We start from the raw sequence: 22,874 nt of genomic DNA, 5'->3' as shown, positions 1-22,874 counted from the left end.
CCGTGCTCAGGTGCGGGTGATCGATACCCCGCCCTCCACACGCATCGCGGTACCGGTAACGAAACTGCTTTCATCGCTGGCCAGGAACAGCGCCGCATTGGCAATCTCCTCCGGCTCGGCCAAGCGCTTGAGTGCGTGCAGCGAGCGCACGAAGTCGCGCGCATCGCCGGTCGGTGCCGCCTGCCGGCCCATCTCGGTATCGGTGCCACCGGGCAGCAGCACGTTGCTGCGCACGCCGCGCGCACCGTATTCGGCGGCGATCACCTGGCTCAGGCCGATCAACCCGGCCTTGCTCGACGCATAGGCCGCCATGCCGGGGAAGCCCACGGTGTGGCCGACAAAAGTGCCAACGAACACCAGCGAGCCGCCGCCGCGCGCCAGCAGTGCCGGCAACTGCACACGTGCGGCATGGAACGCGGCATCCAGATTGGTGGCCATCACCTCGCGCCAGGCGTCCACCGGGAACTCCGCTACCGGCACGCCCGGGCCGAGCATGCCGGCATTGTTGAGCGCGATGTCCAGGCCACCAAATGACTGCCGGGCCAGATCGACCAGGGCCGGGGCCGTGGCCGGATCCGCCACGTCGGCGGCATGCACCACCACCTCGCCGCCAGCGGCACGGATCTGCTCGGCCAGCGCCTGCAGCGGCTCCGGCCGCCGTGCGTTGAGCACCAGCTTCGCCCCTTCGGCGGCGAAGCGCAGCGCGCTGGCACGGCCGATGCCGGCGCTGGCTCCGGTGATGAGGGCGATCTTGTTGTTCAGGCGCATGGTGGCAGTACCGGTTGTGAAGTGGCCGCCACGATGCCGGGCATCTCCCCTGCCGACACTCCGTTTCCGGGCCTGGCCCGTCGGTGCAGGAAACGGAGTTTCCGCAGAACCGGCGCGTGCCAGAATCCGGCCATGGACAGTACCGCCACCACCGCCCTCGATGCCCGCGTCGAACGGGTCTGCCGCCACCTGCAGACCAGCCTCGACGAACCCTCGCTGCAGGAACTGGCCGACATCGCCGGCTGCAGCCCGACCCGGCTGCACCGCCTGTTCAAGCAGGCCACCGGGCTGACCCCGAAGCAGTACGCCGCCGCGCTGCGCGCCGACCGCCTGCGCACCGGACTGGAACAACAGGAGCGCATCACCGATGCCTTCCACGATGCCGGCTTCGGTTCCAGTGGGCGCTTCTACGAGAACGCACCGAAGTTGCTGGGCATGACGCCCAAGCAATGGCGCGCAGGTGGTCGCGGCGAAGTCATCCACTTCGCGCTTGCCGAAAGCTCACTGGGCAGCGTGCTGGTGGCCAGCAGTGCCACCGGCGTGGTTGCGATCCTGCTCGGCGACGATCCGGAGACGCTGCTGCAGTCATTGCAGCAACGCTTCCGCCAAGCCGAACTGGTCGGTGCCGACCAGGGCTATGAGCAACTGGTGGCACAGGTGGTAGGCCTGGTCGAGGATCCTTCGCGAGGCGCCACGCTGCCGCTGGATATCCGCGGCACCGCGTTCCAGCAACGGGTGTGGCAGGCACTGCAGCAGATTCCGCGCGGGCAGACCGCGTCGTATGCGGATGTCGCCGCGCGCATCGGCGCCCCGCGCTCGAGCCGTGCGGTTGCCCGCGCATGCGCGAGCAACCCGCTGGCGGTGGCAGTCCCCTGCCACCGCGTGGTGCGCCGCGATGGGGACCTGTCCGGATATGCGTGGGGCGTAGCGCGCAAGCGCGAACTGCTGCGCCGGGAAAAGGCCTCGACTGCCTGAAATCGGTGCCCACCTTGGTCGGCACGCTCAGCTTCCGGTAGCTGCCGACCTTGGTCGGCACGCCGCCAAGCCCTCAATCCAGCTTCACCACCAACTTGCCGAAGTTGCGCCCCTGCAGCAGCCCGAAGAACGCCTCCGGCGCGTTCTCCAGCCCTTCCACCACATCCTCGCGGTACTGGATGCGACCTTCGCGCAGCCACTGCCGCATCTCGCGTTCGAAGTCCGGCCACAGGTGGTTGAAGTCGTGCACGATGAAACCACGCACGGTCAGGCGCTGGCGCAGGATCTGGCTGAACAGTGCGGGCAACCGGTCCGGGCCGGGCTGCTCGATGCCCCGCTCGTTGTAGGTGGCGATGGTGCCGCACACCGGAATGCGGGCGAAGTCGCTGAGCAGCGGCAGCACTGCATCCAGCACATGGCCACCGACATTCTCGAAGTACACGTCGATGCCGGCAGGCACTGCCGCGCGCAGTTGATCGGCAAAATCAGCCGCGCGATGATCCAGCGCCACGTCCACGCCCAGCGTCTGCAGGTAGGCACGCTTGGCTTCGCCACCGGCGATGGCGACCACGCGCGCGCCCTGCAGCTTGGCCAGCTGGGCGACGGTCGCGCCCACCGGCCCGGTCGCGGCAGCCACCACCAGCGTCTCACCCGGCTTCAAACGGGCGATTTCGTGCAGGCTGGAATAGGCGGTGAAGCCGGGCATGCCATATACCCCCAGCGCGGTACTCAGCGGCAGTCCGGCCGGATCCAGCCGACGCCCCAGCGCCTTGGCCTGCAGCACTGCGTGGGTCTGCCAGCCACCCGGCGCCAGCAGCAGATCTCCGACCGCCACACCTTCGGCGTTGGATCGCAGCACTTCGGCCACGGTCTGCCCTTCCATCACCGCGCCCACCGCCACCGGCGCGGCGTACGACGGGCCCTCGTCCATGCGTCCACGCATGTACGGGTCCAGCGACAGGTAGCGGTTGCGCAGCAGCACTTCGCCATCCCCCAATGCCGGCAGCGCAGCCTGTTCCAGGCGGAAGTTGGCCGCGCTTGGTGCGCCCTGCGGACGCGAGGCCAGCACGATACGGGAGGTAGCGAGGGAATCGGACATGGTGACCGGCTCTGCTGTTGCCAGCATCAGGAAAGGAATGCCGACACTACGCCGCAACGATCGCCGGCAACGGCCATGAAAACAGCGTTCCATGGACCGGCGCGGCGCGGGTCCGGCGCAGCCCTTGCCCTTGCAGCTTTGGCGATCGCGGCGATCTGCTGATTTCCACCGCAGACGATGATCGACTGACCACGCCCCCGCCCCACAACGGAGGATCAAGCACTTGCGAGCCCGCAGACGGCAATGTGAAGAAATCTTGGCAAAACGCTTGCCGAAGGCAGCCGACCTCCGTAATATACGCGTCCTTGGCAGCGACCTCGCTGCAACGAAACATGTGGCCGAGTAGCTCAGTTGGTAGAGCAGGGGATTGAAAATCCCCGTGTCGGCGGTTCGATTCCGTCTTCGGCCACCACTTTCGAAGGCCTGCAAAAATGCGGGTCTTTTTTTTCCGGAAACCGGGTTTGATCACGGTTGCCACACAATTTGGCCGAGTAGCTCAGTTGGTAGAGCAGGGGATTGAAAATCCCCGTGTCGGCGGTTCGATTCCGTCTTCGGCCACCATCTTCAGAGACCTGCAGAAATGCAGGTCTTTTTTTTGCGTGCGGCCTGCCATCCACGCATGGCGTGGGTCTACCTGGCGCTGGCCCCTTCCATTGCCTCGATCCATGCCGGGCCACCGCCGTCTGGTTGACGAAACATTTACACCGGTACCCGCCGCGGCACCTACGCTGCAGATTCCTGCCGGAGCCTGCCGATGCAATTGCGCCCCACCCTGCTCGCCTGCCTGCTGCTGGCCGCCGCTCCGGTGATCGCCGCCGAACCGGTGCGTGCAGTCGACACGCTGGACATCGACCGCTATGCAGGCCAATGGCACGAGATCGCTCACCTGCCGGTGTCATTCCAGAAGCAGTGCGTCGGCGAGATCACCGCCAACTACGGGCTGCGCCACGATGGCCGCATCAGTGTCACCAATGCCTGCCGCAACGCCGACGGAGAACGCGTAATCGCCGAAGGCATTGCACGCCCGGTGGCTGGCCATCCCGGCCAACTGCAGGTGCGCTTCGTTCCGGACTGGCTGAGCTGGGTGCCACTGGTCTGGGCCGACTACTGGGTGCTGGCGCTGGACCCGGACTACCAGTGGGCCCTGGTCGGTGAACCGGACCGGAAATACCTGTGGATCCTCTCGCGCCTGCCGGAAATGGACCGCGCCCGGTTCGAGCAGTTGAAGGAAAAAGCCGAAGCCATGGGCTACGACCTGCGCCCGCTGCGCCTGATGGCCCCGCTTCGCGATACGCCCGCCGATTGAGCCGCAGTTCAATCCGTACGCGCACCGTGCGCCCGAAGATCCAGCGCTGCGCACGCCCCGCCGCCATCTTCACGCGCTACCCTCTGCGACGGCTCGCCACAGGCGATCCAAACGACCATACGCCGTAGTATGCTTATTCCAACGCACCGCCTCCAGAGGACCTGCGCCCATGCTCCACCGTTTCCGTATCGCCTTGATCGTCCTGAGCACCCTCGCCCTTGCCGCCTGTGGCAACGGCATCGTCAAGCGTGTTTCGGAACCGGCGGCCAGCCTGCAGCAGCTGACCGTGCGCGCCGACGGCAACTGGACCGTGGCGCTGCGCCTGCAGAACTTCAGCTCGATGCCGATGACTTTCGATGATGTGTCGCTGGCGCTGACCGTGGGCGATGCCGAGGCCGGCACCCTGCAGGCCAAGCCCGGTATCTCCATCGGCGGCACCTCCGCGGATGTCATCAATGTCGACCTGGCGCCCAGTTCGGCCGCACGCCTGGTGGTGGCCGATGCACTGGCCGGCAACCGCACCCTGGCCTATGGCCTGAAGGGAACGGTCGCGGCCACGCCGCAGGAAAAGAAGCAGCGCAGCTTCGACATCAGCAGCCGCAGCACCCTCAACCAGGCCCCGGGCCTGCCGGGCGTGCTGCGCTGATTTCCACCTTCCGTCGCGGCGCCTGGCGCCGCCCTCCCCTGCCCTGATCAAATCGAGACGTACCGATGAGCAGCTACACCGCCCCGCTTTCCGACCTCCGTTTCGCCCTGCACGACGTGCTCAAGGTCGAACCCCTGTTCGCCCGCCTGGGCTTCACCGACGCCACCGCCGACGTGGTCGATGCCGTGCTGGAAGAAGCTGGCCGTTTCAGCGCCACCGTGCTGGCCCCGCTCAACAGCGTTGGCGATGAGATCGGCTGCGTGCTCGACCAGGCCACCGGTGAAGTGACCACCCCGCCCGGCTTCAAGCAGGCCTACGACCAGTTCGTCGATGGCGGCTGGACCGGCCTGACCGCCTCGCCGGAACTGGGTGGCCAGGGCCTGCCGCACACCCTCGGCGTGCCGCTCAACGAAATGATCAACGCCGCCAACCTGGCGTGGGGCAACTTCCCGCTGCTCTCGCACGGCGCCATCGAAGCGCTGAAGCAGCACGGCGAGGCCTGGCAGCACGAGGCCTTCCTCAAGCCGCTGATCGAGGGCCGCTGGACCGGCACCATGTGCCTGACCGAGCCGCACTGCGGTACCGACCTGGGCCTGCTGAAGACCAAGGCCGAGCCCAACGCCGATGGCAGCTACTCGATCACCGGCACCAAGATCTTCATCACCGCCGGCGAGCACGACCTGACCGAAAACATCGTGCACCTGGTGCTGGCCAAGCTGCCCGACGCCCCTCCGGGCGCCAAGGGCATCTCGCTGTTCGTCACGCCCAAGTTCAAGGTCGACCGCGATGGCAATGTCGGCGAGCGCAACGCACTGCGCTGCGGCTCGATCGAGCACAAGATGGGTATCAAGGGTTCGGTCACCTGCGTGATGAACTTCGACGGTGCGCAGGGGTACCTGGTCGGCCAGCCGCACAAGGGCCTGCAGGCCATGTTCACCATGATGAACACCGCGCGCCTGGGCGTCGGCCTGCAGGGCATCGGCCTGTCCGAGCGCGCTTACCAGAACGCACTGAAGTACAGCCGTGAACGCCTGCAGTCGCGCGCCCTGAGCGGCGCCAAGTTCCCGGACAAGCAGGCCGACCCGATCCTGGTGCACCCGGATGTGCGCCGCATGCTGCTGACGGTGAAGTCGCTGGTCGAGGGCAGCCGCCTGCTGGCCCTGCACGCCGCCACCCTGATCGACGTTGCCCATCACGCCGAGGACGCCGCCGAGCGCGAGCGCGCCGACACCCTGGTGAGCTTCCTGACCCCGATCTCCAAGGCCTGCCAGACCGAATGGGGCATCGAGAACACCTACAACGCCCTGCAGTGCTTTGGTGGCCACGGCTATATCCGCGAACACGGCATGGAGCAACTGGCCCGCGATGCGCGCATCACCACGCTGTATGAAGGCACCACCGGCATCCAGGCGCTGGACCTGATCGGCCGCAAGACCGCCTCCAGCCAGGGCGCCGGCCTGAAGCTGATGCTGGCCGAGATCGAAGCCTTCGCCAAGGAGCATGAAGGCGACGAAGCGCTGGCCGAGTTCATCGGCCCGCTGCGCGCCAAGGCCGCCGAATGGGGCAAGCTGACCCTGGACGTGCTGCAGCGCGCGGCCGGCAATCCGGACGAACTGGGCGCCGCCAGCTACGACTACCTGTTCTATTCGGGTTACGTGGTGCTGGCCTACTGGTGGGCCCGCAGCGTGGCCGCCGCCGATGCCAGCGCGCACGGCGCCGCCTTCGCCCAGGGCAAGCGCGAAACCGCTCGCTTCTACTTCGCCCGCGTGCTGCCGCGCACGCTCAGCCACGCTGCCGCGATCCAGTCCGGCGCCGCCCCGCTGATGACGATGGACGACGAGCGCTTCGGCGCCTGATCCGGCTGCCGCCCGGCACCCGCGGTAGTGCCGGCCGCTGGCCGGCAACCGCAACAGCCGGCTTCCTGCGGGATGGCGAGGCGGATCCAATTGCGGGGGACGGCGCAAGTACGTCCCTGTAGCCTCGGTCGCGCCATCCATGGCGCTCACGCCCCCGCAACCGGCCCCACCCCGCCCTCGACAGATTTCTGCTGCTGGTAGGTGTCGACCTTGGTCGACACCGTAGATCCACGCCATGCGTGGGCGGAAACCACCGAAATCCCTCTGGAGAAAAGCCCCCCTTTGTTAAGGGGGGCGCGCCGACGGCGCAGGGGATAGGAGGAATGCGTGGGCATCCCAACCCGCCATCGGCGGGCTGGGATGCGGAATGCGCGGACCTGAATGTTGACGATTTGCGTATCGCCGACAGGCGATACACAAATCGTCAACATTCAGGTATAAGCTGTTCTCCCGATGGAGACAGACACTACACGCTTGGGTCTGATCGAAGCCGGAGCTCCGTTTTCTGCTCCGGGCGCCGAAGCATCGCCCAACGCCACGACGCTGCATCGCCCCGGTTCGGTCCGGCTGCTCTCGCTTGATGCCCACGGACGCGTACTGGACTGGATCACCTGGCAGGATGCGGCGTGCCTCTACGCCCGCGAAGCGGTGGCCTGGACGCTGGGCGATCCCTGCCTGCACATCCACGGCGGCACCAACCGCTTCAGCGGCCTGCAGAGCGGCATGGACCTGCACCCGATCATCGCCGCGCGCGGCCATGCCCGCTCCCGCGCGATCGACCCCACGCCGAACCTGACCAACCCGGCCCTGTTCGCCCGCGACGCCCACCTGTGCATGTACTGCGGCCAGCAGTTCAACCGCCCCACGCTCACCCGCGACCACGTCGTGCCACTGTCCAAGGGCGGCCTGGACTGCTGGGAAAACGTGGTCACCGCCTGTTTCCACTGCAACTCGCGCAAGAGCGACCGCACCCCGCAGCAGGCCGGAATGCCGCTGCTGGCCGTGCCCTACCGGCCCAGCTGGATCGAGCACCTGATCCTGTCCAACCGCAACATCCTGGCCGACCAGATGGCCTTCCTGAAGGCGCAATTGCCCAAGCGGTCGAAACTGAGCACCTGAACGCCTGAAAATGCAACCCTCACCGTCCTGTCACGGACGGCGGCGTTTGCTTGCCCCACCCCCGTTTGAGGGCGAAAATGGGCATTCAGAAAAAGTGCGAACATGATGATCGACTCTGCCCGCTATCCCCGCCTCGCGCGCATCCAGACGCCGGATGACCTGCGCACGTTCGACGAATCCGAACTGAGGGCGGTTGCCGACGAACTGCGCGCCTACCTCATCGAATCGGTGGGCAAGAGCGGTGGCCACTTCGCCGCCGGCCTGGGCGTGATCGAACTCACCGTGGCCCTGCACTACCTGTACCAGACTCCGGTCGACCAGCTGGTCTGGGACGTCGGTCACCAGACCTACCCGCACAAGATCCTGACCGGGCGCCGCGACCAGATCCACACCGTCAAGCAGAAGGACGGCGTCGCGCCATTCCCGAAGCGCGAGGAGAGCGAATACGACACCTTTGGCGTCGGCCACTCCTCCACCTCGATCTCGGCGGCACTCGGCATGGCCATTGCCCGCCAGTCCGAAGGCGACGACCGCAAGATCGTGGCGGTGATCGGTGACGGTGCGATGACCGCCGGCATGGCCTTCGAAGCGCTGATGCACGCCGGCGGCATGGACCCGGAACCGAACCTGCTGGTGATCCTCAACGACAACAACATGTCGATCTCCGAGGCGGTCGGCGGCCTGACCAAGATGCTCGGCCGTGCCACCGGCAGCCGCACGCTCAATGCGCTGCGCGAAGGCGGCAAGAAGATCCTCGGTGACAAGAAGAACAACCCGGCGCGTTTCGTGAAGCGCTGGGAAGAACACTGGAAGGGCATGTTCGTGCCGTCCACGATGTTCGAGGAGATGGGCTTCCACTACACCGGCCCGATCGACGGCCACGACATGCCCGCCCTGCTGTCCACGCTGAAGACGCTGCGCGCCTCCAAGGGCCCGAAGCTGCTGCACGTGATGACCACCAAGGGCAAGGGCTACGAGCCGGCCGAAGGCGACCAGATCGGTTACCACGCCGTGGGCCCGTTCGATCCGGACAAGGGCTTGGTGGCCAAGGCCGGTGCCAAGAAGCCGACCTATACCGATGTGTTCAGCGACTGGCTGTGCGATGCCGCCGCCGCCGAACCCCGCCTGTACGGCATCACCCCGGCGATGCGCGAAGGCTCCGGCCTGGTGCGTTTCAGCAAGGAATACCCGCAGCGCTATTTCGACGTGGCGATTGCCGAACAGCATGCGGTCACCCTCGCCGCCGGCATGGCCACCCAGGGTGGCAAGCCGGTGGTGGCGATCTACTCGACCTTCCTGCAGCGCGCGTACGACCAGCTGGTACATGACGTGGCGATCCAGGACCTGGACGTGCTGTTCGCGATCGACCGCGCCGGCGTGGTCGGCCCGGACGGTGCGACCCATGCCGGCAACCTCGACCTGAGCTTCCTGCGCTGCGTGCCCAACCTGGTGGTGATGGCACCGTCCAACGAAGCCGAGTGCCGGCAGATGCTCAGCACCGGCCTGCAGCACCCGGGCCCGGCCGCCGTGCGCTACCCGCGCGGCACCGGCACCGGCGTTGCAGCCGGCACCGACCTGTCCACCCTGCCGATCGGCAAGGGCGAACTGCGCCTGCAGGGCAGCCGCATTGCCCTGCTCGCCTTCGGCAGCACCGTGGCCGCCGCCGAGCAGGTCGGCCGCGAACTGGGCCTGAGCGTGGTCAACATGCGTTTCATCAAGCCGCTGGACCGCGAGCTGGTGCTGGCTGTCGCCGCCCAGCACGAAGGCCTGGTGACGATCGAAGACAACGTGGTGGCCGGTGGCGCCGGTTCAGGCGTCGGCGAGCTGCTCAATGCCGAAGGCGTGCTGCGCCCGATCCTGCACCTGGGCCTGCCCGACAGCTACCAGCACCATGCCAGCCGCGAGGACCTGCTGGCCGAAGCAGGCATCGACGCCGCGGGCATCCGTACGGCCGTGCTCAAGCGTTGGCCGCAGCTGGCCACAGGTACCCCGCCGCTGAGCGCGGCGGGCTGAGGCCGATTGCCACCCAGTGGATCCGCGCATGGCGTGGATAGCGGGGCCCGGAAACAGGACCTGGCCGGAAACCCCGCCCTCAGCCGTAGCTGACCGCTTCCACGAAGGCACCGCTGGCTTCCACGCGCACGGCAGCGCGCTGCCCGGTATCGACAAAGTGCAGGCGCGCCAGGGTTTCAGCGAAGTCGAAGGCGCGGGCACCGTCGCGGAAATCGATCGGCTCCGGCCGGTCCGGATGCAGCACGCGCCATTGGCGCTGTTCGCATTGCAGGCGGATCAACATGCGGCTCACTCCTTGAGGCAGCGTATCGACGGTAGCGGGACATTCCTGCCGATCACGGCAGGCATCGTCGCAACAGATCAGGGACACACAGAGATGCCCTGATCGCAGAAGATACGACAGTTCAAAATGTGAGCTGTATCAGATTTTTCTGATTTTAGAGGGGCGCGCTCAGTTCACCTGGAACTGTGCCCGGCAGCCGTCGCTGACCCAGATGCCACGACGATCCCAGCCCCAGGTCTGGCCCTCGATGCAGGCACTGCGCGAATCCTGGCGAACCAGGCGCACGCCGCGGCGGATGCGGGCGTCGCAGTACTCCTGGCGATGCCCATTGGAATGACAGGTGATCACCTCACCGCCGCCCCAACCGTTGCCGTTGCCGTTGCCCCAACCACCCCCATTGCCCCAGCCGCCACCACGACGGTACTCGCCGACGAACTCGGCGCGGCAGCCCTGGGTCACCCATACGCCATAGCGCGACTGGCCCCAGGTCTCACCTTCCACGCACGGCGAGCCGGACAACTGGCGGATCATCCGCGCGCGGCCCTCCAGACGGCACTCGTTGCTACGGTTCTTGATCGACTCGCAGCGCACGATGCCGCTGCCTTCGCGGCCACCGTAGCGGTCATCGTCATAGCCGTAGCCATAGCTCTGCGCCTGGGCGCCACCCGCCGCCGCCAGCATCGGCAGCAGGGTGCAGGCCAGGGTACGCCAGGTGAGTGCCTTGCCCATCGAGATCTCCAGATGAATACGATGGCGCAAGCATCCGGGATTCCCGGCACGGCGCACAGGGGGGCGCGTGACGCCGGTTTTTCCCCATTCAAACAACGCAACCGTAGCTGACTGCACGCAACGACCGGCGTCAGTCTCCTACGTGCAGGGCATCCACCGCGCTGCCGAGCGCCTCGACCCGCACCGTGCTGCGCTGGCCGGTGCGACGGTGGTGCTCGAGGGCCCGCGCCGCGGCGGCATCGAAAGCCTCGGCGCCCCGCGCATATCGGGTTGCGTCATGCACCTGCGGATCCAGCACGGACCAGTGCCGGGCGTTGCGTTGAACGGTAATGACCATGAGGGGCTCCTGCGGATGGAAGGATGCGACGGCAGGCGGACGGTCCACGTGCCGGTACACCTTCAGGCTAGCGATCACCTCAGGGGTGGCCCATCAGATTTGTACGAAAATGCCGCGCCCTCCGGTCAGCCCTTTGCCTGCCCTCACATCCCTGAGTCCATTTAGCCTGTTCATTCCGTGATTCTTGTCACGGAGTCTGCCGGGCTTCACACTACCGTCATCAACAGGGGCCCCTTCCACATGCGCACCTTCTTCTCGCAGCAGCGTTGGACGCTGCTGAAGTTCTATTTCGTGGCCAGCTACCTCGTGCTGATCGAGGAACTGATCCGCGCCGCCATGCACTGAGCGCTTGCTGCAGGGCTATTTGCGACAGACACTGTCGCTTTAGGCACGGAGCCCGCCCGATGAAAGCGCTTCTTCTGATTCCAGCCCTGCTGGTGCTGTCCGCCTGTGCCAACCAGCATCAGGCCGCTGCGCGTGCCGATACGGCGGCCACTTCGCCTGCCACGCCGAAGGTCGGTGGCGACCGCGATGCCCACGGTTGCATCGGTTCGGCCGGCTACCAGTGGTGCGAGCACAGCCAGCGTTGCGAACGTCCGTGGGAACTGGCGCAGGCACAGGGCCTGGCCAACACCGCCGAAGCCATCGATGCCTACTGCGCGAAGCCGGCCAGCCCGGCGCGCAAGTGAGTCGCGCCGCCCATGGCTGAGCTGAGTCCGCTCCCCACCCTGGCCCCAGGCCGCTACCGCCACTTCAAGGGCGGCGAGTACGAAGTGCTCGACATCGTCCGCAGCAGCGAGACCCTGCAGCCGATGGTGCTGTACCGCGCGCTGTATGGCGAAGGTGGCCTGTGGGTACGCCCGTACGCCATGTTCGTCGAGCAGGTGCCCGGCGAGCACGGACCGCAACCGCGTTTCGCCCGCGTCGACGCATGAGGGTTCCGCTGCCGGCCATGGCCGGCAGCGCGCGGTAACGCGGCGGGCCTGCGTTACAATCGTACCGTCCAGTCGGTATCTTCCCGCCATGTCCGCATCCCCCTCCCGTTCGCGCCGCAAGGCGCCCGACAGCGTGCGCCAGTCACTGCTGCAGGCGACCATTGAAGTGATCGGCCGTAACGGCCTGGCCGCGCTGACCGTGCAGGACGTCGCGCAGGCCGCCGGTGTCAGCAAGGGTGCGTTGTTCCATCATTTCAGCAGCAAGCAGGTGCTGGTGGATGAAGCCATCGGAGCGCTGATTGGAGAATTCGAAGCGCGCGTGCGCGCCCTGCTGCAGGAAAACCCCGAAGGCCATGGCCGTTTCAGCCGCGCCTATGTGCAGGCCAACTTCGAGCATCTGCTGCAGCAGGAGCAGGACAACGACATCGGCCTGACCTTGGGCAACCTGATGGAACCGGGCCTGCTTGCGCACTGGCGCAACTGGAAGCGCGCGATGCTGGCCGAGTTCCCTGGCGAAGCCGGCGACCCACGGCTGTACGCGGCGCGCTGCGCTGCCGATGGCTACTGGGCCACGGCCTATGGGCGTCCGCTGGACGAGGAAGAACGTGCCAATGCATTGGCCATGGCCGAGCAGGCCCTGAAACTGTGCGACCCGCAGTGAGCTGGAGCGCTCGATGAATCCCTACCTCTACCTTGCCGCTGCCATCGTGCTGGAAGTGATTGCCACATCACTGCTGAAGGCATCCGACGGCATGAGCCGGCTGGCGCCGACACTGGGCGCACTGGTCGGCTACGGGCTGTGCTTCTACCTGCTGTCGATGACCATGAAGTCGATCCCGACCGGCATCGCCTACGCAATCTGGTCCGGCGTCGGCATCGTGCTGATCTCACTGATCGGGCTGGTGGTGTTCAAGCAGCGCCTGGATGCACCGGCGTTGACCGGCATCGGCCTGATCTGCGCCGGCGTACTGGTGATCAACCTGTTCTCGCGCAGCAGCGCGCACTGAGCACGCTGCTGCGCGATCAACGCTAGCTGACCTTCTTCGCTACGGTCATGCCGAGCAGGAACAGCACCACGGCGATGATGATGCCGGCCCAGAACAGGAACTTGGCGATACCGACCGCGGCACCGGCAATGCCACCGAAGCCGAGCACGCCTGCGATCACACCGATGACGGCGAAGATGATGGCCCACTTGATCATGTCAAACCTTTCCCTGCGGGGACTGCGTACTGGATGATCAGGCTAGGCCGTGGCCGATGCGGCAATCGTGAACAGGCCGCGTGCGCGGCGTGAATCAGCGCGGACGGAAGCGCAGCAGCGCGACGGCAAACGCCAGGAACACGCTGCCCACCAGGCGCTCGAACCAGCGTCGCGCAAACGGCTTGGCCAACCAGCGGCGAAGGCCATGGCCACCGGCCGCATACATCACGTACCAGAACAGTTCGCACGCGGCGAAGGTGGCCACCAGCACGCTGTATTGCAGCGCCTGGCCGCGTGATGGGTCGACGAACTGCGGCAGGAACGCCGCCGCGAACAGCAGCAGCTTGGGATTGCTCAGGCCCACCAGAAGGCCACCACGGAACACCTTCCACGCGCCCAGCGAGGCCGCAACCGGCGGCGTAGCATCGACCGTCACCGGCGGTGCCGGCCGGCAACTGTCACGCCATGCCTTCAGGCCCAGCCAGGCCAGATAGGCCACGCCCAGATAGCGCAGCACCTCGAACAGCATCGGCGAGGAATGCAGCAGCGCACTCAGGCCTGCTGCGGAGGCCGCCAGCACCAGCAGCATCGCCAGCAGGCAGCCGGCCATCGCCGGCACACTGCCACGGAACCCCAGCCCGACGCTGCGACCGAGGATATGCAGCATGTTCGGCCCCGGCGTACCACACAGAACGAACACCGTGGCGAGGAACCACCACCAGGTATGCAGGGCCATAGCGCACATCCACTTCAGAAGATCCAACCAGCATAGAGTGCGCCGGGCCTGCCGCGGCACACACAGCGCAGCATGGATGTGGTGGTTACAGATCGCCGCCATCGGCAACCGGGCACCATCTGTGCTGCAATGAGGGCTCCTGGCACGGAGCGGCGCATGAAGACCCTTGGCCTGATCGGTGGCATGAGCTGGGAAAGCTCGGCCCAGTACTACCGGCTCATCAACGAGGAGGTACGGCGGCGGCTCGGCGGTGCGCACTCGGCACAGCTGCTGCTGTGGTCGGTGGATTTCGCCGGCATCAAGCAGCTGCAGCACGAAGGCGACTGGGACACCCTGGGTGACCACATGGTCGATGGCGCGCGGCGCCTGCAGGCGGGCGGCGCCGACCTGCTGCTGATCTGCACCAATACCATGCACAAGCTGACCGATCGCATCGAGGCGGCCTGCACGCTGCCGCTGCTGCATATCGCCGACCCCACCGCCCAGGCCATCGTGCAGGCAGGCGCACGCAAGGTGGGCCTGCTCGGCACCGCCTTCACCATGGAACAGGACTTCTACCGCGGCCGGCTGCAGGATCGCTTCGGACTGGAGGTGCTGGTACCCGAAGCCGATGATCGTCGCAGCGTGCACGACATCATCTACCAGGAATTGATCGCTGGTGTGGTCAGCGAGCACTCACGGCAGGTCTATGCCGGCGTGATCGCGCGACTGGTGGCGCGCGGTGCCGAAGCAATCATTCTTGGCTGCACCGAGATCATGCTGCTGGTACGCCCGGAGGACAGTGCAGTGCCGCTGTTCGATACCACCGCCCTGCATGCGCGGGCCGCCGTGGACACGGCCCTGGCTTGAATCAATGCGCGCAGGAGCGCGGAATCAGTCCGCGCCCTGCACCTCCAGCGCGGTGATCAGCCACTCGACCACCGCCGGTGAATCGCACAGGAAGAAGATGGCGTCACCGGAGCGTGCTTCGGTAAGCAGCCGATAGATCGTGATCGCCACTGCCGACTGGTTGGCGATGAACACTTCCGGGCTGCGCGGCCCTTCACTATGCCCGGCAACAGCATGCAATGCCTTGCGCGCAGCCACAGTGGCAGCCGGGTCCGCGCTGCGGGTCAGTTCCGGCCCGCGCAGCCCCCAGGCAACGAACACATGCTTGCCCTTGAACGTAGTGTCCAGGACCCGCACCTCGGCGCCACCTGCGTCGGCCGAGCGATGAATGACGGTACTGCTGATCAACGCAACCCCCTGTGGTCGTCGTGGTCCGCGCATCCTCCCCCGCAGGCCGCCCGCACACCAGTGACGGCAGCCACAGGCTGCGCCGACAGGCGTGGAAGACATGTAAGAAGGTGTAAACCGATGCGATCGGATGTGCAGCGATGATACGGGATGTAAGCCTCTGCATGGGCTGGTGCGCACTACTAAATCCCTCCTGAGCCGCTTCCGGAACGATGCGTTCCGACGGCCCCGTGCTGGGTCATTCTTGCCGCCCGAATCCCCGCCCGAGGCTCCCCCATGACCCTTCGCCCGCTGCTGCCGATCACCGGCGCCGCCCTTGCCCTGCTGCTGGCCGCCACCGCCGTGGCCGCCCAGGACTACGACACTGATCACATTCCAGCGCTGCGCTGCGAATCCCAGTTCAACAAGACCGAGCAATGCCCCATCGAGGGACCGATGCGCCTGGCCAGGCAGCTGTCGGTGACCCGTTGCGTGGAAGACCAGAACTGGGGCCAGAGCCGGCGCATGCTGTGGGTGACCGACGGCTGCCGCGCCGAGTTCGTTGCCGACGAACACGGCCGCTGGCCGGGACGTGGCCGCAGCCGTGATCGCGACAACGAGGGCGAACGCCTGGTCTGCGAGTCCTACGAGAACAAGGACAAGGAGTGCCGGATTCGCGTGCGCCATGAGGTACGGCTGGTCAGGCAGAAATCGGTGACAGCCTGCATCGAGGACCGCAACTGGGGCTGGGACCGCCGTGGGGTGTGGGTCAGCGACGGCTGCCGTGCCGAGTTCCGGGTGTATTGACTGCCGGCCGCGCGCTGGCTGCATCGAGCAGGCGTGCGTGCCAGGCGGAGTCGATAGACTATGGCCTGCACGGCAGGGAGCACGACATGGAACGATGGTATCTGGCGACGCTGCTGGCGTTGATCCTGCATCAGATCGACGCTGCGTTCTGGCAGGAATGGACCATGTTCCATGTCCCCGGTGGCATCCAGGGCTTCCTGCTGTTCAACCTGTTCGCAGTCGGCGCCGTGCTTTGGGGTTATCGCCAGATCGTGCTGGGCACATCCACGGCGCGCAGCTATGCACTGGCGTGCGGGGGGCTCGGCATTGGCACGGCACTGATCCATCTGGCCTTCGCCCTGTTCGGTCGCAGTGAATTCCACCTGCCGCTGTCGATTGCCGTCCTGCTCGCCTGCTTTGTGTCGGGTGGCGGCCTGTTGCTGAAGCTGCGCCCGCGATGAACCGGACGTCCTCTTCTCCACACCTGCGCGACGGCATTCCGCAGGACGCAGATGCCTTGATCGCGCTCGACAGCGTGGCAGCCACTGATCCACGGCGGATCATGCAGATTGCCGACTGGCTGGCGCACGGCGTCGTGCAGGTCGCCGAGCAGGACGGCAAGATCGTCGGCTACCTGGTCATCCATCACCACTTCTTTGGCGAAGCCTTCATTGAAATGTTGATGGTGGCGCGCGAACAGCGTAGCCAGGGCATCGGCGCCATCCTGCTGCGGCACGCGATCACGTGGCGCGGTGGCGGCAAGCTGTTCACCTCGACCAATGCCTCCAACACGGGCATGCAACGCCTGCTCGCTGCCGCCGGCTTCGTGGGCAGCGGCATCGTGCATGGCCTGGATGAAGGCGATCCGGAACTCATCTACCGCTTCGCGGAAGACTGATCAGATCTGCAGAACGCACAAAAAAGCCCGCGCATTGCTGCGCAGGCTCCTTGATTCATCACAGTGGTCGGGACGGCCGGATTCGAACCGACGACCCTCTGCCCCCCAGGCAGATGCGCTACCAGGCTGCGCTACGCCCCGACTGATGCTGCGATGTGCCCGCCAGTGCGGCGGGCCGTGAAGTATAGCGGATTACGATGGAAATGGGATCAGCGGCGCAACAACTGCAGCACTTCTTCCAGCTCCATGCGCACCTGCTTGATGATCTGGTTGCTCAGCGCCGATTCCTCGCGGGCATCGGGGCCATCCAGGCGCAGGCGGGCACCACCGATGGTGTAGCCCTGTTCGTACAGCAGGCTGCGGATCTGCCGCACCATCAGCACGTCATGGCGCTGGTAGTAGCGGCGGTTGCCTCGGCGCTTGGCCGGCTCAAGGCTGGGAAACTCGGTTTCCCAGTAGCGCAGGACGTGCGGCTTGACGTCGCACAGCTCGCTGACCTCACCAATGGTGAAGTAGCGCTTGGCCGGGATCGGCGGTAGTTCGCGGTTACTGCCCGGATCCAGCATAAGCCTCCACCCTCTCCTTGAGCTTCTGGCCCGGACGGAAGGTGACCACCGTACGGGCGGAAATCGGAATTTCCTCGCCGGTCTTGGGGTTGCGACCCGGGCGCTGGTTCTTGCGCCGCAGATCGAAATTACCGAAGCCCGACAGCTTCACCTGACGTCCCTGTTCCAATGCTTCACGCAGCACATCGAAAAACGCGTCGACGAATTCCTTGGCTTCACGCTTGTTCAGACCGACTTCGTCGAACAGCTTTTCCGCCATCTCCGCCTTGGTCAATGCCATTGCCTGCTACCCCCGAGTGCTGCCCGCTCAGCCGCGGATCCGGGCGTGGTGTTCACGCTCGATGGCAGTGACCGCCTCGGCCACCACCGCATCCACGTCGCGGTCCGTCAGAGTGCGCGACTTGTCCTGCAAAATCAAGCCCATAGCGAGACTCTTGAAGCCCGGCTCGACGCCCTGGCCAACATAGCGGTCGAACAGGTTCAGGTCGCGCAGCAGCGGGCCGGCGGCCTGGCGGACGGTCGCCGCCAGGTCGGCCCAGGCCACCTGCTCAGGCACCAGGAACGCCAGGTCGCGGCGCACCGCCGGGAAGCGCGACAGCTCGCCGGCACGCGGCAGGCGACGGGCGGTCAGCGGCTCCAGGTCCAGCTCGAAGGCGTACACGTCGGCCTCGATCTCCATCGCCCGCGCCAGGCGCGGATGGATCTGGCCGATCCAGCCGATGGCCACGCCATCGCGGAACACCTCGGCCGAACGCGCCGGGTGGCCGTAGGCGCGGGCCGACGGACGGAACTCCAGCTGCGCGCCACTGGCAGCCGCCAGCGATTCCAGGTCGCCCTTCAGGTCATGGAAATCGACCTTGCGGGTCGGCAGGCCCCACTGCACCGCCTGCGCCTCACCGCAGACCGCAGCGGCCACGCGCGGGGTTTCCAGCGGCGCCGGTTGGCCGTCTCCGCCCTGCTGGGCAAACACACGGCCGATCTCGAACAGGCGCACGCGGCCCAGCTGGCGCGCGGCATTGCGGCCAAGCGTGGCGACCAGGCCCGGCAGCAGCGACGGACGCATCACCGCCAGTTCCGCCGACAGCGGGTTGGCCAGCGGCACCAGACCGTCGCGCAGCTGCCACTGGGTCAGCAGCGCGTCGTCGACGAAGGCGAAGTTGACGGTTTCCTGCTGGTCACGGGCGATCAGCTGGCGGCGCACGCTCAGCGCGTCCAGCTGGGTCTCGCTCGGCATCGCCACGCGTGAGGCACCGCCCGGCAGCGTGGTCGGGATCTGCTCGTAACCGTGGATGCGGGCCAGCTCTTCGATCAGGTCTTCTTCGATGGCGATGTCGAAGCGGCGGCTCGGCGCCGTGACCTGCCAGCCCTCGGCGGTGGCAACCACGTCCATGCCAAGCGCGCGCAGGATGCGCTCGACTTCGGCATCGTCGATGCTGATGCCGAGCACGCGGGTGATGCGGGCGCGGCGCAGCACGATGGTCGCCGGCTGCGGCAGATCGGCTTCACGCACGGCCTCGGTGACCGGTGCCGGGGTACCGCCGGCCAGGTCCAGCACCAGGCGGGTGGCGTACTCGATCGCGGTGCGCGGCAGCGCCGGATCGACGCCGCGCTCGAAGCGATGGCCGGCATCGGTGTGCAGGCCCAGCTTGCGGCCACGGCCCATGATCGCGGCCGGCGCGAAGTGCGCGGCTTCCAGGAACACGGCGGTGGTCCCGTCGGTGACGCGGGTGTCGAAGCCGCCCATCAGGCCGGCCAGGCCGACCGCACGGTCAGCATCGGTGACCACCAGGAAGCTGTCGTCCAGCGCAGCATCGCGGCCGTCCAGCAGCTTCAGCGTCTCGCCCGCGCGCGAACGGCGCACGGCGATGCTGCCCTGCAGGGTGCCCAGGTCGTACGCGTGCATCGGCTGGCCCAGCTCCAGCATCACGTACTGGGTGATGTCGACCAGCAGCGAGACCGGACGCACGCCGCTGCGGCGCAGGCGCTCGGCCATCCACAGCGGGGTCCTGGCGGCAGCATTGACGCCTTCGATGACACGGCCCAGGTAACGCGGCGCTTCGGCGCCGGCGTCGAGCTGGATGCTCAACTCACGGCTGCCGACTGCCGGAATGGCGTCGGCAGCGAAGTCCAGCACTTCACTGCGGGTGGCGGCGGCGACGTCGTAGGCGATGCCGCGCAGGCTGAAGCAGTCGGCGCGGTTCGGGGTCAGCTTGATCTCGATGCTGGCGTCCGGCAGGCCCAGGTACTCGACCAGGGTCTGGCCGATCGGGGCATCGTCCGGCAGTTCCAGCAGGCCGGACGCATCGCTGTCCAGGCCCAGCTCCTTGGCCGAGCACAGCATGCCGTTGGACTCGACGCCACGCAGCTTGGCCGGCTTGATCTTCAGCTCGCCGATCTGCGCGCCAACCATCGCCAGCGGCGCGACCAGGCCCGGGCGTGCGTTCGGTGCGCCGCACACGATCTGCAGCAGTTCGCCCTGCCCGGCATCGACCCTGCACACCTGCAGGCGATCGGCTTCCGGATGGCGCACGGCTTCAACGATGCGTGCCACGACCACGTGATCGAGGCCTTCGCCAAGCGCGGTTACTTCTTCCACTTCCAGGCCGATGGCGGTCAGCACCGCGCTCAGCTCATCGCGCGAGGCGGAGGTCGGGACGTGGCTGCGCAGCCAGTTTTCGGAGAATTTCATGGTGTCACCCTGGTGGGAGGCGTGCCTCCCGTTGCGGTTTTTGGGGTCGCCCAGCGCATGCGCAAGCAGGCGTCCATCCAGAAAGCAGCCGAGCATGGCTCGGCTCTACACGGTTGCGGCTTACGCGAACTGCTTCAGGAACCGCACATCGTTCTCGAAGAACGCGCGCAGGTCGTTGACGCCGTAGCGCAGCATCGCGAAACGCTCCACGCCCATGCCGAAGGCGAAGCCGGTGTAGCGCTCCGGATCGATGCCGACATTGCGCAGCACGTTCGGATGGACCATGCCGCAGCCGAGCACTTCCAGCCAGCGGGTGCTGCCATCGGGCTGCTGCCAGGCGATGTCCACTTCCGCGCCCGGTTCAACGAACGGGAAGTAGCTGGGACGGAAACGCATCTCGAAATCGCGCTCGAAGAACGCGCGCACGAACTCGGCCAACGTGCCCTTCAGGTCGGCGAAGGTCGAATGCTCGTCGACCAGCAGGCCTTCCACCTGGTGGAACATCGGCGAGTGGGTCTGGTCGCTGTCGCTGCGGTACACCTTGCCGGCGGCGATCATGCGCAGCGGCGGCGCGTGGTCGCCCATGTAGCGCACCTGCACACCGGAGGTATGCGTACGCAGCAGGCGGCCGTCGCCGAAGTAGAAGGTGTCATGCATGGCGCGCGCCGGGTGGTGCGGCGGGAAGTTCAGCGCCTCGAAGTTGTGCCAGTCGTCCTCGATCTCCGGCCCTTCCGACAGCTCGTAGCCCAGCCGGCCGAAGATGCCGGTGATGCGCTCCAGGGTGCGGGTGATCGGGTGCAGGCCGGCACGGTCGCCATTGCGGCCCGGCAGGGTGATGTCGATGGCTTCGGCGGCCAGGCGCGCATCCAGTGCCGCGTCTTCCAGCAGCGCCTTGCGCTCGCCCAGCGCGCGGGTCAGCACGTCGCGGGCCTGGTTGATCGCTTCACCGGCGGCCTTGCGCTCGTCGGCCGGCAGGGCACCGAGCTGCTTGAGCTGCGAGGTGATGCTGCCGCTCTTGCCAAGCAGGGCCACGCGCAACTGCTCCAGAACGTCGGGGCTCTGTGCGGCGGCCACATCGGCCAGCGCCTGGGTGGTGAGGGATTGGATGTCGCTCATGGGGGGCTGGAACTCCAGTCGATCTGCCATCGCGATGCGCGAAGGGCCGACCCCTGTCGCCACCGCCGTCCCCGCGCTGCCGTCGTGGCCTCGCCGGGACCAAAAAAGAATGGGGAAGGACTTGCGCCCTTCCCCATGCATTGCCTTGACCTGACACCGTCCGAGTGAACGGTTACGGCATCGGGAAGGACTTATGCCGCCAGCGCGCCCTTGGCCTTTTCGGCCAGCGCAGCAAAACCGGCTGCGTCGTGCACGGCGATGTCAGCCAGGACCTTGCGATCCAGGGTGATGCCGGCCTTCAGCAGACCGTTCATGAAGCGGCTGTAGCTCAGGCCATTGATGCGGGCAGCCGCATTGATACGGGTGATCCACAGCGAACGGAAGTTGCGCTTCTTCTGCTTACGGCCGATGTAGGCGTACTGCTGTGCCTTGATGACCGCCTGCTTGGCGACGCGGAAGACCTTGCGGCGGGCGTTGTAATAGCCCTTGGCGAGATCCAGGATTTTCTTGTGGCGGCGACGCGCCTGTACGCCACGCTTAACTCGTGCCATTTTTCAGTTCCTCAGAGGTAAGGGAGCATGCGGTCCAGACGGCCTGCGTCTTCTGCACGGACATGGCCCGTCTGACGCAGATTACGCTTACGCTTGGTCGCTTTCTTCGTGAGGATGTGGCTACGGTTGGCGTGGCCGCACTTGTACTTGCCCGAGGCGGTCTTGCGGAAACGCTTGGCCGCTGCCCGGTTGGTCTTGATCTTGGGCATTGCAATGTCCTTGATGGGATATGACCCTGGTTTCTGACTGATCTGGCGGCGGCCTGGGCCGCTCTTTCCGTCCTGCCATGATCGGCGTACGACCCGTCCTGGGTGGGTCGAGCCGGGCATGATACAGGCAAAACCGCCCTGCCACCAGCCCCTGCAACCCTTTACCGGCGATTCACCGGCGTCCTGCAAAAGCAAAGGGACGCCAGCGGCGTCCCCTTACCCTGAACCCTTCAGCCAGGCGCCCCGGAAGGCGGCCCGTCAGGCCTCAGGTCTTCTTCTTCGGCGCGATCATCATGACCATCTGACGCCCTTCCAGGCGCGGACGGGATTCAATGACGATGTCCTCGCCCAGATCGGTCTCGATCCGGTTGGCCATTTCGCGGCCCAGTTCCTGGTGGCTCATTTCACGGCCACGGAAACGGATGTTGACCTTGATCTTGTCACCATCTTCGAGGAACCCGCGCATCTTGCGCAGCTTGATCTGGTAGTCGCCCTCGTCCGTGACCGGACGGAACTTCACTTCCTTGATCTCGACCTGCTTGGTCTTCTTCTTGGCCTCGCTGGCCTTCTTCTGCGCTTCGAACTTGAACTTGCCGAAGTCCATGATCTTGCAGACCGGCGGATCGGCCTGCGGCTGGATCTCGACCAGGTCCAGGCCTTCATCTTCGGCCATGGACAGCGCTTCGTCGCGCGACAACACGCCGATCATTTCTCCGTCACTGCCGATCACGCGGACGCGCGGCACACGGATTTCCTGATTCTTGCGGTTCTGTTTGTTGTCAGGGGTGCTGATATTACGTTCTCCCAAGGGTATCGAACCGGCCCGGGTGCCTGTGCCC

The 22,874-nt window shown here is 66.4% G+C and carries 29 protein-coding genes and 3 tRNA genes; 16 read left to right on the top strand and 16 right to left on the bottom strand.

Going from position 1 to position 22,874, the window contains the following annotated elements; all coding sequences use genetic code 11:
* Positions 1-6: 6 nt before the first annotated feature.
* Positions 7-768: an SDR family oxidoreductase gene (locus AC5P6X_RS09105; protein ID WP_088437057.1), complete on the bottom strand. Its 762-nt coding sequence runs from the start codon at positions 766-768 to the stop codon at positions 7-9.
* Between the two features lie 132 nt (positions 769-900).
* Between AC5P6X_RS09105 and AC5P6X_RS09100 the strand changes: the two genes are divergently transcribed.
* Positions 901-1,743 carry a bifunctional transcriptional activator/DNA repair enzyme AdaA gene (locus AC5P6X_RS09100; protein WP_088437056.1) on the top strand — a complete coding sequence of 281 codons (843 nt, stop codon included), beginning with the start codon at positions 901-903 and terminating at the stop codon, positions 1,741-1,743.
* 73 nt (positions 1,744-1,816) lie between these two features.
* On the opposite strand, the gene curA is transcribed toward AC5P6X_RS09100, so the two are convergent.
* Positions 1,817-2,842: an NADPH-dependent curcumin/dihydrocurcumin reductase gene (gene curA / locus AC5P6X_RS09095; RefSeq protein ID WP_158230929.1), complete on the bottom strand. Its 1,026-nt coding sequence runs from the start codon at positions 2,840-2,842 to the stop codon at positions 1,817-1,819.
* A gap of 336 nt (positions 2,843-3,178) precedes the next feature.
* On the opposite strand from curA, the gene AC5P6X_RS09090 reads away from it, so the two are divergent.
* The 7 genes from AC5P6X_RS09090 to dxs all read left to right on the top strand — a co-directional run bounded on the left by AC5P6X_RS09090 (position 3,179) and on the right by dxs (position 9,782).
* Positions 3,179-3,254 (top strand) — tRNA-Phe (locus tag AC5P6X_RS09090).
* A gap of 73 nt (positions 3,255-3,327) precedes the next feature.
* Positions 3,328-3,403 (top strand) — tRNA-Phe (locus tag AC5P6X_RS09085).
* Positions 3,404-3,596: 193 nt separating this feature from the next.
* Complete coding sequence (locus AC5P6X_RS09080) at positions 3,597-4,148, top strand: lipocalin family protein (protein ID WP_108270750.1); 552 nt, start codon at positions 3,597-3,599, stop codon at positions 4,146-4,148.
* Positions 4,149-4,317: 169 nt separating this feature from the next.
* Positions 4,318-4,794, top strand: a complete 477-nt coding sequence (locus AC5P6X_RS09075) for an LEA/WHy family protein (RefSeq protein WP_108270751.1) — start codon at positions 4,318-4,320, stop codon at positions 4,792-4,794.
* 65 nt (positions 4,795-4,859) lie between these two features.
* Complete coding sequence (locus AC5P6X_RS09070; protein WP_088437053.1) at positions 4,860-6,650, top strand: acyl-CoA dehydrogenase C-terminal domain-containing protein; 1,791 nt, start codon at positions 4,860-4,862, stop codon at positions 6,648-6,650.
* 453 nt (positions 6,651-7,103) lie between these two features.
* Positions 7,104-7,769, top strand: coding sequence for an HNH endonuclease (locus AC5P6X_RS09065; protein ID WP_005410414.1), 666 nt, complete (start codon positions 7,104-7,106; stop codon positions 7,767-7,769).
* 105 nt (positions 7,770-7,874) lie between these two features.
* Positions 7,875-9,782 (top strand): 1-deoxy-D-xylulose-5-phosphate synthase, encoded by a 1,908-nt coding sequence (dxs, locus tag AC5P6X_RS09060; RefSeq protein WP_049451215.1) that lies wholly within the window; start codon positions 7,875-7,877, stop codon positions 9,780-9,782.
* A 79-nt stretch (positions 9,783-9,861) separates the two neighbouring features.
* Here the strand turns inward: dxs and AC5P6X_RS09055 are convergent, their stop codons facing one another.
* The 3 genes from AC5P6X_RS09055 to AC5P6X_RS09045 all read right to left on the bottom strand — a co-directional run bounded on the left by AC5P6X_RS09055 (position 9,862) and on the right by AC5P6X_RS09045 (position 11,131).
* On the bottom strand, positions 9,862-10,065 hold the full coding sequence (locus tag AC5P6X_RS09055) for a hypothetical protein (RefSeq protein ID WP_005410416.1): 204 nt from the start codon (positions 10,063-10,065) through the stop codon (positions 9,862-9,864).
* A 168-nt stretch (positions 10,066-10,233) separates the two neighbouring features.
* Complete coding sequence (locus AC5P6X_RS09050; protein WP_005410417.1) at positions 10,234-10,794, bottom strand: DUF3011 domain-containing protein; 561 nt, start codon at positions 10,792-10,794, stop codon at positions 10,234-10,236.
* A 130-nt stretch (positions 10,795-10,924) separates the two neighbouring features.
* Positions 10,925-11,131 (bottom strand): hypothetical protein, encoded by a 207-nt coding sequence (locus tag AC5P6X_RS09045; protein ID WP_088437052.1) that lies wholly within the window; start codon positions 11,129-11,131, stop codon positions 10,925-10,927.
* A 404-nt stretch (positions 11,132-11,535) separates the two neighbouring features.
* Between AC5P6X_RS09045 and AC5P6X_RS09040 the strand changes: the two genes are divergently transcribed.
* From AC5P6X_RS09040 to AC5P6X_RS09025, 4 genes are all read left to right on the top strand, one after another.
* Complete coding sequence (locus AC5P6X_RS09040) at positions 11,536-11,820, top strand: hypothetical protein (RefSeq protein ID WP_005410420.1); 285 nt, start codon at positions 11,536-11,538, stop codon at positions 11,818-11,820.
* A gap of 12 nt (positions 11,821-11,832) precedes the next feature.
* Complete coding sequence (locus tag AC5P6X_RS09035; RefSeq protein WP_005410421.1) at positions 11,833-12,066, top strand: DUF1653 domain-containing protein; 234 nt, start codon at positions 11,833-11,835, stop codon at positions 12,064-12,066.
* A gap of 88 nt (positions 12,067-12,154) precedes the next feature.
* The gene (locus AC5P6X_RS09030; RefSeq protein WP_012480869.1) at positions 12,155-12,727 is read left to right on the top strand and encodes a TetR/AcrR family transcriptional regulator; all 573 of its coding nucleotides are present in this window, start codon (positions 12,155-12,157) and stop codon (positions 12,725-12,727) included.
* A 13-nt stretch (positions 12,728-12,740) separates the two neighbouring features.
* The gene (locus AC5P6X_RS09025; protein ID WP_005414055.1) at positions 12,741-13,073 is read left to right on the top strand and encodes an SMR family transporter; all 333 of its coding nucleotides are present in this window, start codon (positions 12,741-12,743) and stop codon (positions 13,071-13,073) included.
* Positions 13,074-13,095: 22 nt separating this feature from the next.
* Here AC5P6X_RS09025 and AC5P6X_RS09020 read toward each other — a convergent pair whose 3' ends face one another.
* Both AC5P6X_RS09020 and AC5P6X_RS09015 read right to left on the bottom strand, forming a co-directional pair.
* A complete protein-coding gene (locus AC5P6X_RS09020) occupies positions 13,096-13,269 on the bottom strand; it encodes a DUF1328 domain-containing protein (protein ID WP_005410424.1) in 174 nt (57 codons plus the stop codon).
* 94 nt (positions 13,270-13,363) lie between these two features.
* Positions 13,364-14,005 (bottom strand): LysE family translocator, encoded by a 642-nt coding sequence (locus tag AC5P6X_RS09015; RefSeq protein ID WP_005410425.1) that lies wholly within the window; start codon positions 14,003-14,005, stop codon positions 13,364-13,366.
* A gap of 156 nt (positions 14,006-14,161) precedes the next feature.
* On the opposite strand from AC5P6X_RS09015, the gene AC5P6X_RS09010 reads away from it, so the two are divergent.
* The gene (locus tag AC5P6X_RS09010; RefSeq protein WP_005410426.1) at positions 14,162-14,854 is read left to right on the top strand and encodes an aspartate/glutamate racemase family protein; all 693 of its coding nucleotides are present in this window, start codon (positions 14,162-14,164) and stop codon (positions 14,852-14,854) included.
* 24 nt (positions 14,855-14,878) lie between these two features.
* Here AC5P6X_RS09010 and AC5P6X_RS09005 read toward each other — a convergent pair whose 3' ends face one another.
* A complete protein-coding gene (locus AC5P6X_RS09005; RefSeq protein ID WP_033833235.1) occupies positions 14,879-15,274 on the bottom strand; it encodes a hypothetical protein in 396 nt (131 codons plus the stop codon).
* 243 nt (positions 15,275-15,517) lie between these two features.
* Here AC5P6X_RS09005 and AC5P6X_RS09000 point away from each other — a divergent pair, with 243 nt between their 5' ends.
* The 3 genes from AC5P6X_RS09000 (at position 15,518) to AC5P6X_RS08990 (ending at position 16,904) form a co-directional block, all read left to right on the top strand.
* A complete protein-coding gene (locus AC5P6X_RS09000) occupies positions 15,518-16,027 on the top strand; it encodes a DUF3011 domain-containing protein (protein ID WP_005410428.1) in 510 nt (169 codons plus the stop codon).
* A gap of 86 nt (positions 16,028-16,113) precedes the next feature.
* Positions 16,114-16,467: a DUF6713 family protein gene (locus AC5P6X_RS08995; RefSeq protein ID WP_329756988.1), complete on the top strand. Its 354-nt coding sequence runs from the start codon at positions 16,114-16,116 to the stop codon at positions 16,465-16,467.
* The gene (locus AC5P6X_RS08990; protein ID WP_005414059.1) at positions 16,464-16,904 is read left to right on the top strand and encodes a GNAT family N-acetyltransferase; all 441 of its coding nucleotides are present in this window, start codon (positions 16,464-16,466) and stop codon (positions 16,902-16,904) included. Before AC5P6X_RS08995 ends, AC5P6X_RS08990 begins: the two co-directional genes overlap by 4 nt.
* 64 nt (positions 16,905-16,968) lie before the next feature.
* On the opposite strand, the gene AC5P6X_RS08985 is transcribed toward AC5P6X_RS08990, so the two are convergent.
* The 8 genes from AC5P6X_RS08985 to infC all read right to left on the bottom strand — a co-directional run bounded on the left by AC5P6X_RS08985 (position 16,969) and on the right by infC (position 22,843).
* A tRNA-Pro gene (locus AC5P6X_RS08985) sits at positions 16,969-17,045 on the bottom strand.
* A 68-nt stretch (positions 17,046-17,113) separates the two neighbouring features.
* On the bottom strand, positions 17,114-17,470 hold the full coding sequence (locus tag AC5P6X_RS08980) for a MerR family transcriptional regulator (RefSeq protein ID WP_005410431.1): 357 nt from the start codon (positions 17,468-17,470) through the stop codon (positions 17,114-17,116).
* Positions 17,451-17,750, bottom strand: coding sequence for an integration host factor subunit alpha (locus AC5P6X_RS08975; RefSeq protein ID WP_005410432.1), 300 nt, complete (start codon positions 17,748-17,750; stop codon positions 17,451-17,453). Before AC5P6X_RS08975 ends, AC5P6X_RS08980 begins: the two co-directional genes overlap by 20 nt.
* A 27-nt stretch (positions 17,751-17,777) precedes the next feature.
* Positions 17,778-20,159 carry a phenylalanine--tRNA ligase subunit beta gene (gene pheT / locus AC5P6X_RS08970; RefSeq protein ID WP_049451214.1) on the bottom strand — a complete coding sequence of 794 codons (2,382 nt, stop codon included), beginning with the start codon at positions 20,157-20,159 and terminating at the stop codon, positions 17,778-17,780.
* 120 nt (positions 20,160-20,279) lie between these two features.
* A complete protein-coding gene (locus tag AC5P6X_RS08965; protein ID WP_005410434.1) occupies positions 20,280-21,275 on the bottom strand; it encodes a phenylalanine--tRNA ligase subunit alpha in 996 nt (331 codons plus the stop codon).
* Between the two features lie 191 nt (positions 21,276-21,466).
* Positions 21,467-21,826, bottom strand: coding sequence for a 50S ribosomal protein L20 (gene rplT / locus AC5P6X_RS08960; protein WP_005410435.1), 360 nt, complete (start codon positions 21,824-21,826; stop codon positions 21,467-21,469).
* Between the two features lie 11 nt (positions 21,827-21,837).
* Positions 21,838-22,035, bottom strand: coding sequence for a 50S ribosomal protein L35 (rpmI, locus tag AC5P6X_RS08955; RefSeq protein WP_005410436.1), 198 nt, complete (start codon positions 22,033-22,035; stop codon positions 21,838-21,840).
* A 265-nt stretch (positions 22,036-22,300) separates the two neighbouring features.
* A complete protein-coding gene (infC, locus tag AC5P6X_RS08950) occupies positions 22,301-22,843 on the bottom strand; it encodes a translation initiation factor IF-3 (protein WP_005410437.1) in 543 nt (180 codons plus the stop codon).
* Between the last annotated feature and the right edge of the window lie 31 nt (positions 22,844-22,874).

It is taken from the genome of Stenotrophomonas sp. YJH_SMC_40 (assembly GCF_059368615.1).
Note: the sequence above shows the minus strand (reverse complement) of the source record. Positions and strands in the feature narration are given on the sequence as shown.

Excerpts from the sequence above, each read along its gene's own strand:
- AC5P6X_RS08975 (WP_005410432.1), bottom strand. The coding sequence starts at position 17,750 with ATGGCATTGACCAAGGCGGAGATGGCGGAAAAGCTGTTCGACGAAGTC.
- AC5P6X_RS09000 (WP_005410428.1), top strand. The coding sequence starts at position 15,518 with ATGACCCTTCGCCCGCTGCTGCCGATCACCGGCGCCGCCCTTGCCCTG.
- AC5P6X_RS08995 (WP_329756988.1), top strand. The coding sequence starts at position 16,114 with ATGGAACGATGGTATCTGGCGACGCTGCTGGCGTTGATCCTGCATCAG.
- AC5P6X_RS09075 (WP_108270751.1), top strand. The coding sequence starts at position 4,318 with ATGCTCCACCGTTTCCGTATCGCCTTGATCGTCCTGAGCACCCTCGCC.
- AC5P6X_RS09035 (WP_005410421.1), top strand. The coding sequence starts at position 11,833 with ATGGCTGAGCTGAGTCCGCTCCCCACCCTGGCCCCAGGCCGCTACCGC.
- AC5P6X_RS09040 (WP_005410420.1), top strand. The coding sequence starts at position 11,536 with ATGAAAGCGCTTCTTCTGATTCCAGCCCTGCTGGTGCTGTCCGCCTGT.
- AC5P6X_RS09105 (WP_088437057.1), bottom strand. The coding sequence starts at position 768 with ATGCGCCTGAACAACAAGATCGCCCTCATCACCGGAGCCAGCGCCGGC.
- AC5P6X_RS09100 (WP_088437056.1), top strand. The coding sequence starts at position 901 with ATGGACAGTACCGCCACCACCGCCCTCGATGCCCGCGTCGAACGGGTC.
- AC5P6X_RS09055 (WP_005410416.1), bottom strand. The coding sequence starts at position 10,065 with ATGTTGATCCGCCTGCAATGCGAACAGCGCCAATGGCGCGTGCTGCAT.
- AC5P6X_RS09080 (WP_108270750.1), top strand. The coding sequence starts at position 3,597 with ATGCAATTGCGCCCCACCCTGCTCGCCTGCCTGCTGCTGGCCGCCGCT.
- AC5P6X_RS09045 (WP_088437052.1), bottom strand. The coding sequence starts at position 11,131 with ATGGTCATTACCGTTCAACGCAACGCCCGGCACTGGTCCGTGCTGGAT.
- AC5P6X_RS09020 (WP_005410424.1), bottom strand. The coding sequence starts at position 13,269 with ATGATCAAGTGGGCCATCATCTTCGCCGTCATCGGTGTGATCGCAGGC.
- AC5P6X_RS09005 (WP_033833235.1), bottom strand. The coding sequence starts at position 15,274 with ATGCGCGGACCACGACGACCACAGGGGGTTGCGTTGATCAGCAGTACC.
- curA (WP_158230929.1), bottom strand. The coding sequence starts at position 2,842 with ATGTCCGATTCCCTCGCTACCTCCCGTATCGTGCTGGCCTCGCGTCCG.
- pheT (WP_049451214.1), bottom strand. The coding sequence starts at position 20,159 with ATGAAATTCTCCGAAAACTGGCTGCGCAGCCACGTCCCGACCTCCGCC.
- AC5P6X_RS08990 (WP_005414059.1), top strand. The coding sequence starts at position 16,464 with ATGAACCGGACGTCCTCTTCTCCACACCTGCGCGACGGCATTCCGCAG.
- rpmI (WP_005410436.1), bottom strand. The coding sequence starts at position 22,035 with ATGCCCAAGATCAAGACCAACCGGGCAGCGGCCAAGCGTTTCCGCAAG.
- rplT (WP_005410435.1), bottom strand. The coding sequence starts at position 21,826 with ATGGCACGAGTTAAGCGTGGCGTACAGGCGCGTCGCCGCCACAAGAAA.
- AC5P6X_RS09025 (WP_005414055.1), top strand. The coding sequence starts at position 12,741 with ATGAATCCCTACCTCTACCTTGCCGCTGCCATCGTGCTGGAAGTGATT.
- AC5P6X_RS09010 (WP_005410426.1), top strand. The coding sequence starts at position 14,162 with ATGAAGACCCTTGGCCTGATCGGTGGCATGAGCTGGGAAAGCTCGGCC.
- AC5P6X_RS09030 (WP_012480869.1), top strand. The coding sequence starts at position 12,155 with ATGTCCGCATCCCCCTCCCGTTCGCGCCGCAAGGCGCCCGACAGCGTG.
- AC5P6X_RS09065 (WP_005410414.1), top strand. The coding sequence starts at position 7,104 with ATGGAGACAGACACTACACGCTTGGGTCTGATCGAAGCCGGAGCTCCG.
- AC5P6X_RS09015 (WP_005410425.1), bottom strand. The coding sequence starts at position 14,005 with ATGGCCCTGCATACCTGGTGGTGGTTCCTCGCCACGGTGTTCGTTCTG.
- dxs (WP_049451215.1), top strand. The coding sequence starts at position 7,875 with ATGATCGACTCTGCCCGCTATCCCCGCCTCGCGCGCATCCAGACGCCG.
- AC5P6X_RS09050 (WP_005410417.1), bottom strand. The coding sequence starts at position 10,794 with ATGGGCAAGGCACTCACCTGGCGTACCCTGGCCTGCACCCTGCTGCCG.
- AC5P6X_RS08965 (WP_005410434.1), bottom strand. The coding sequence starts at position 21,275 with ATGAGCGACATCCAATCCCTCACCACCCAGGCGCTGGCCGATGTGGCC.
- AC5P6X_RS08980 (WP_005410431.1), bottom strand. The coding sequence starts at position 17,470 with ATGCTGGATCCGGGCAGTAACCGCGAACTACCGCCGATCCCGGCCAAG.
- AC5P6X_RS09070 (WP_088437053.1), top strand. The coding sequence starts at position 4,860 with ATGAGCAGCTACACCGCCCCGCTTTCCGACCTCCGTTTCGCCCTGCAC.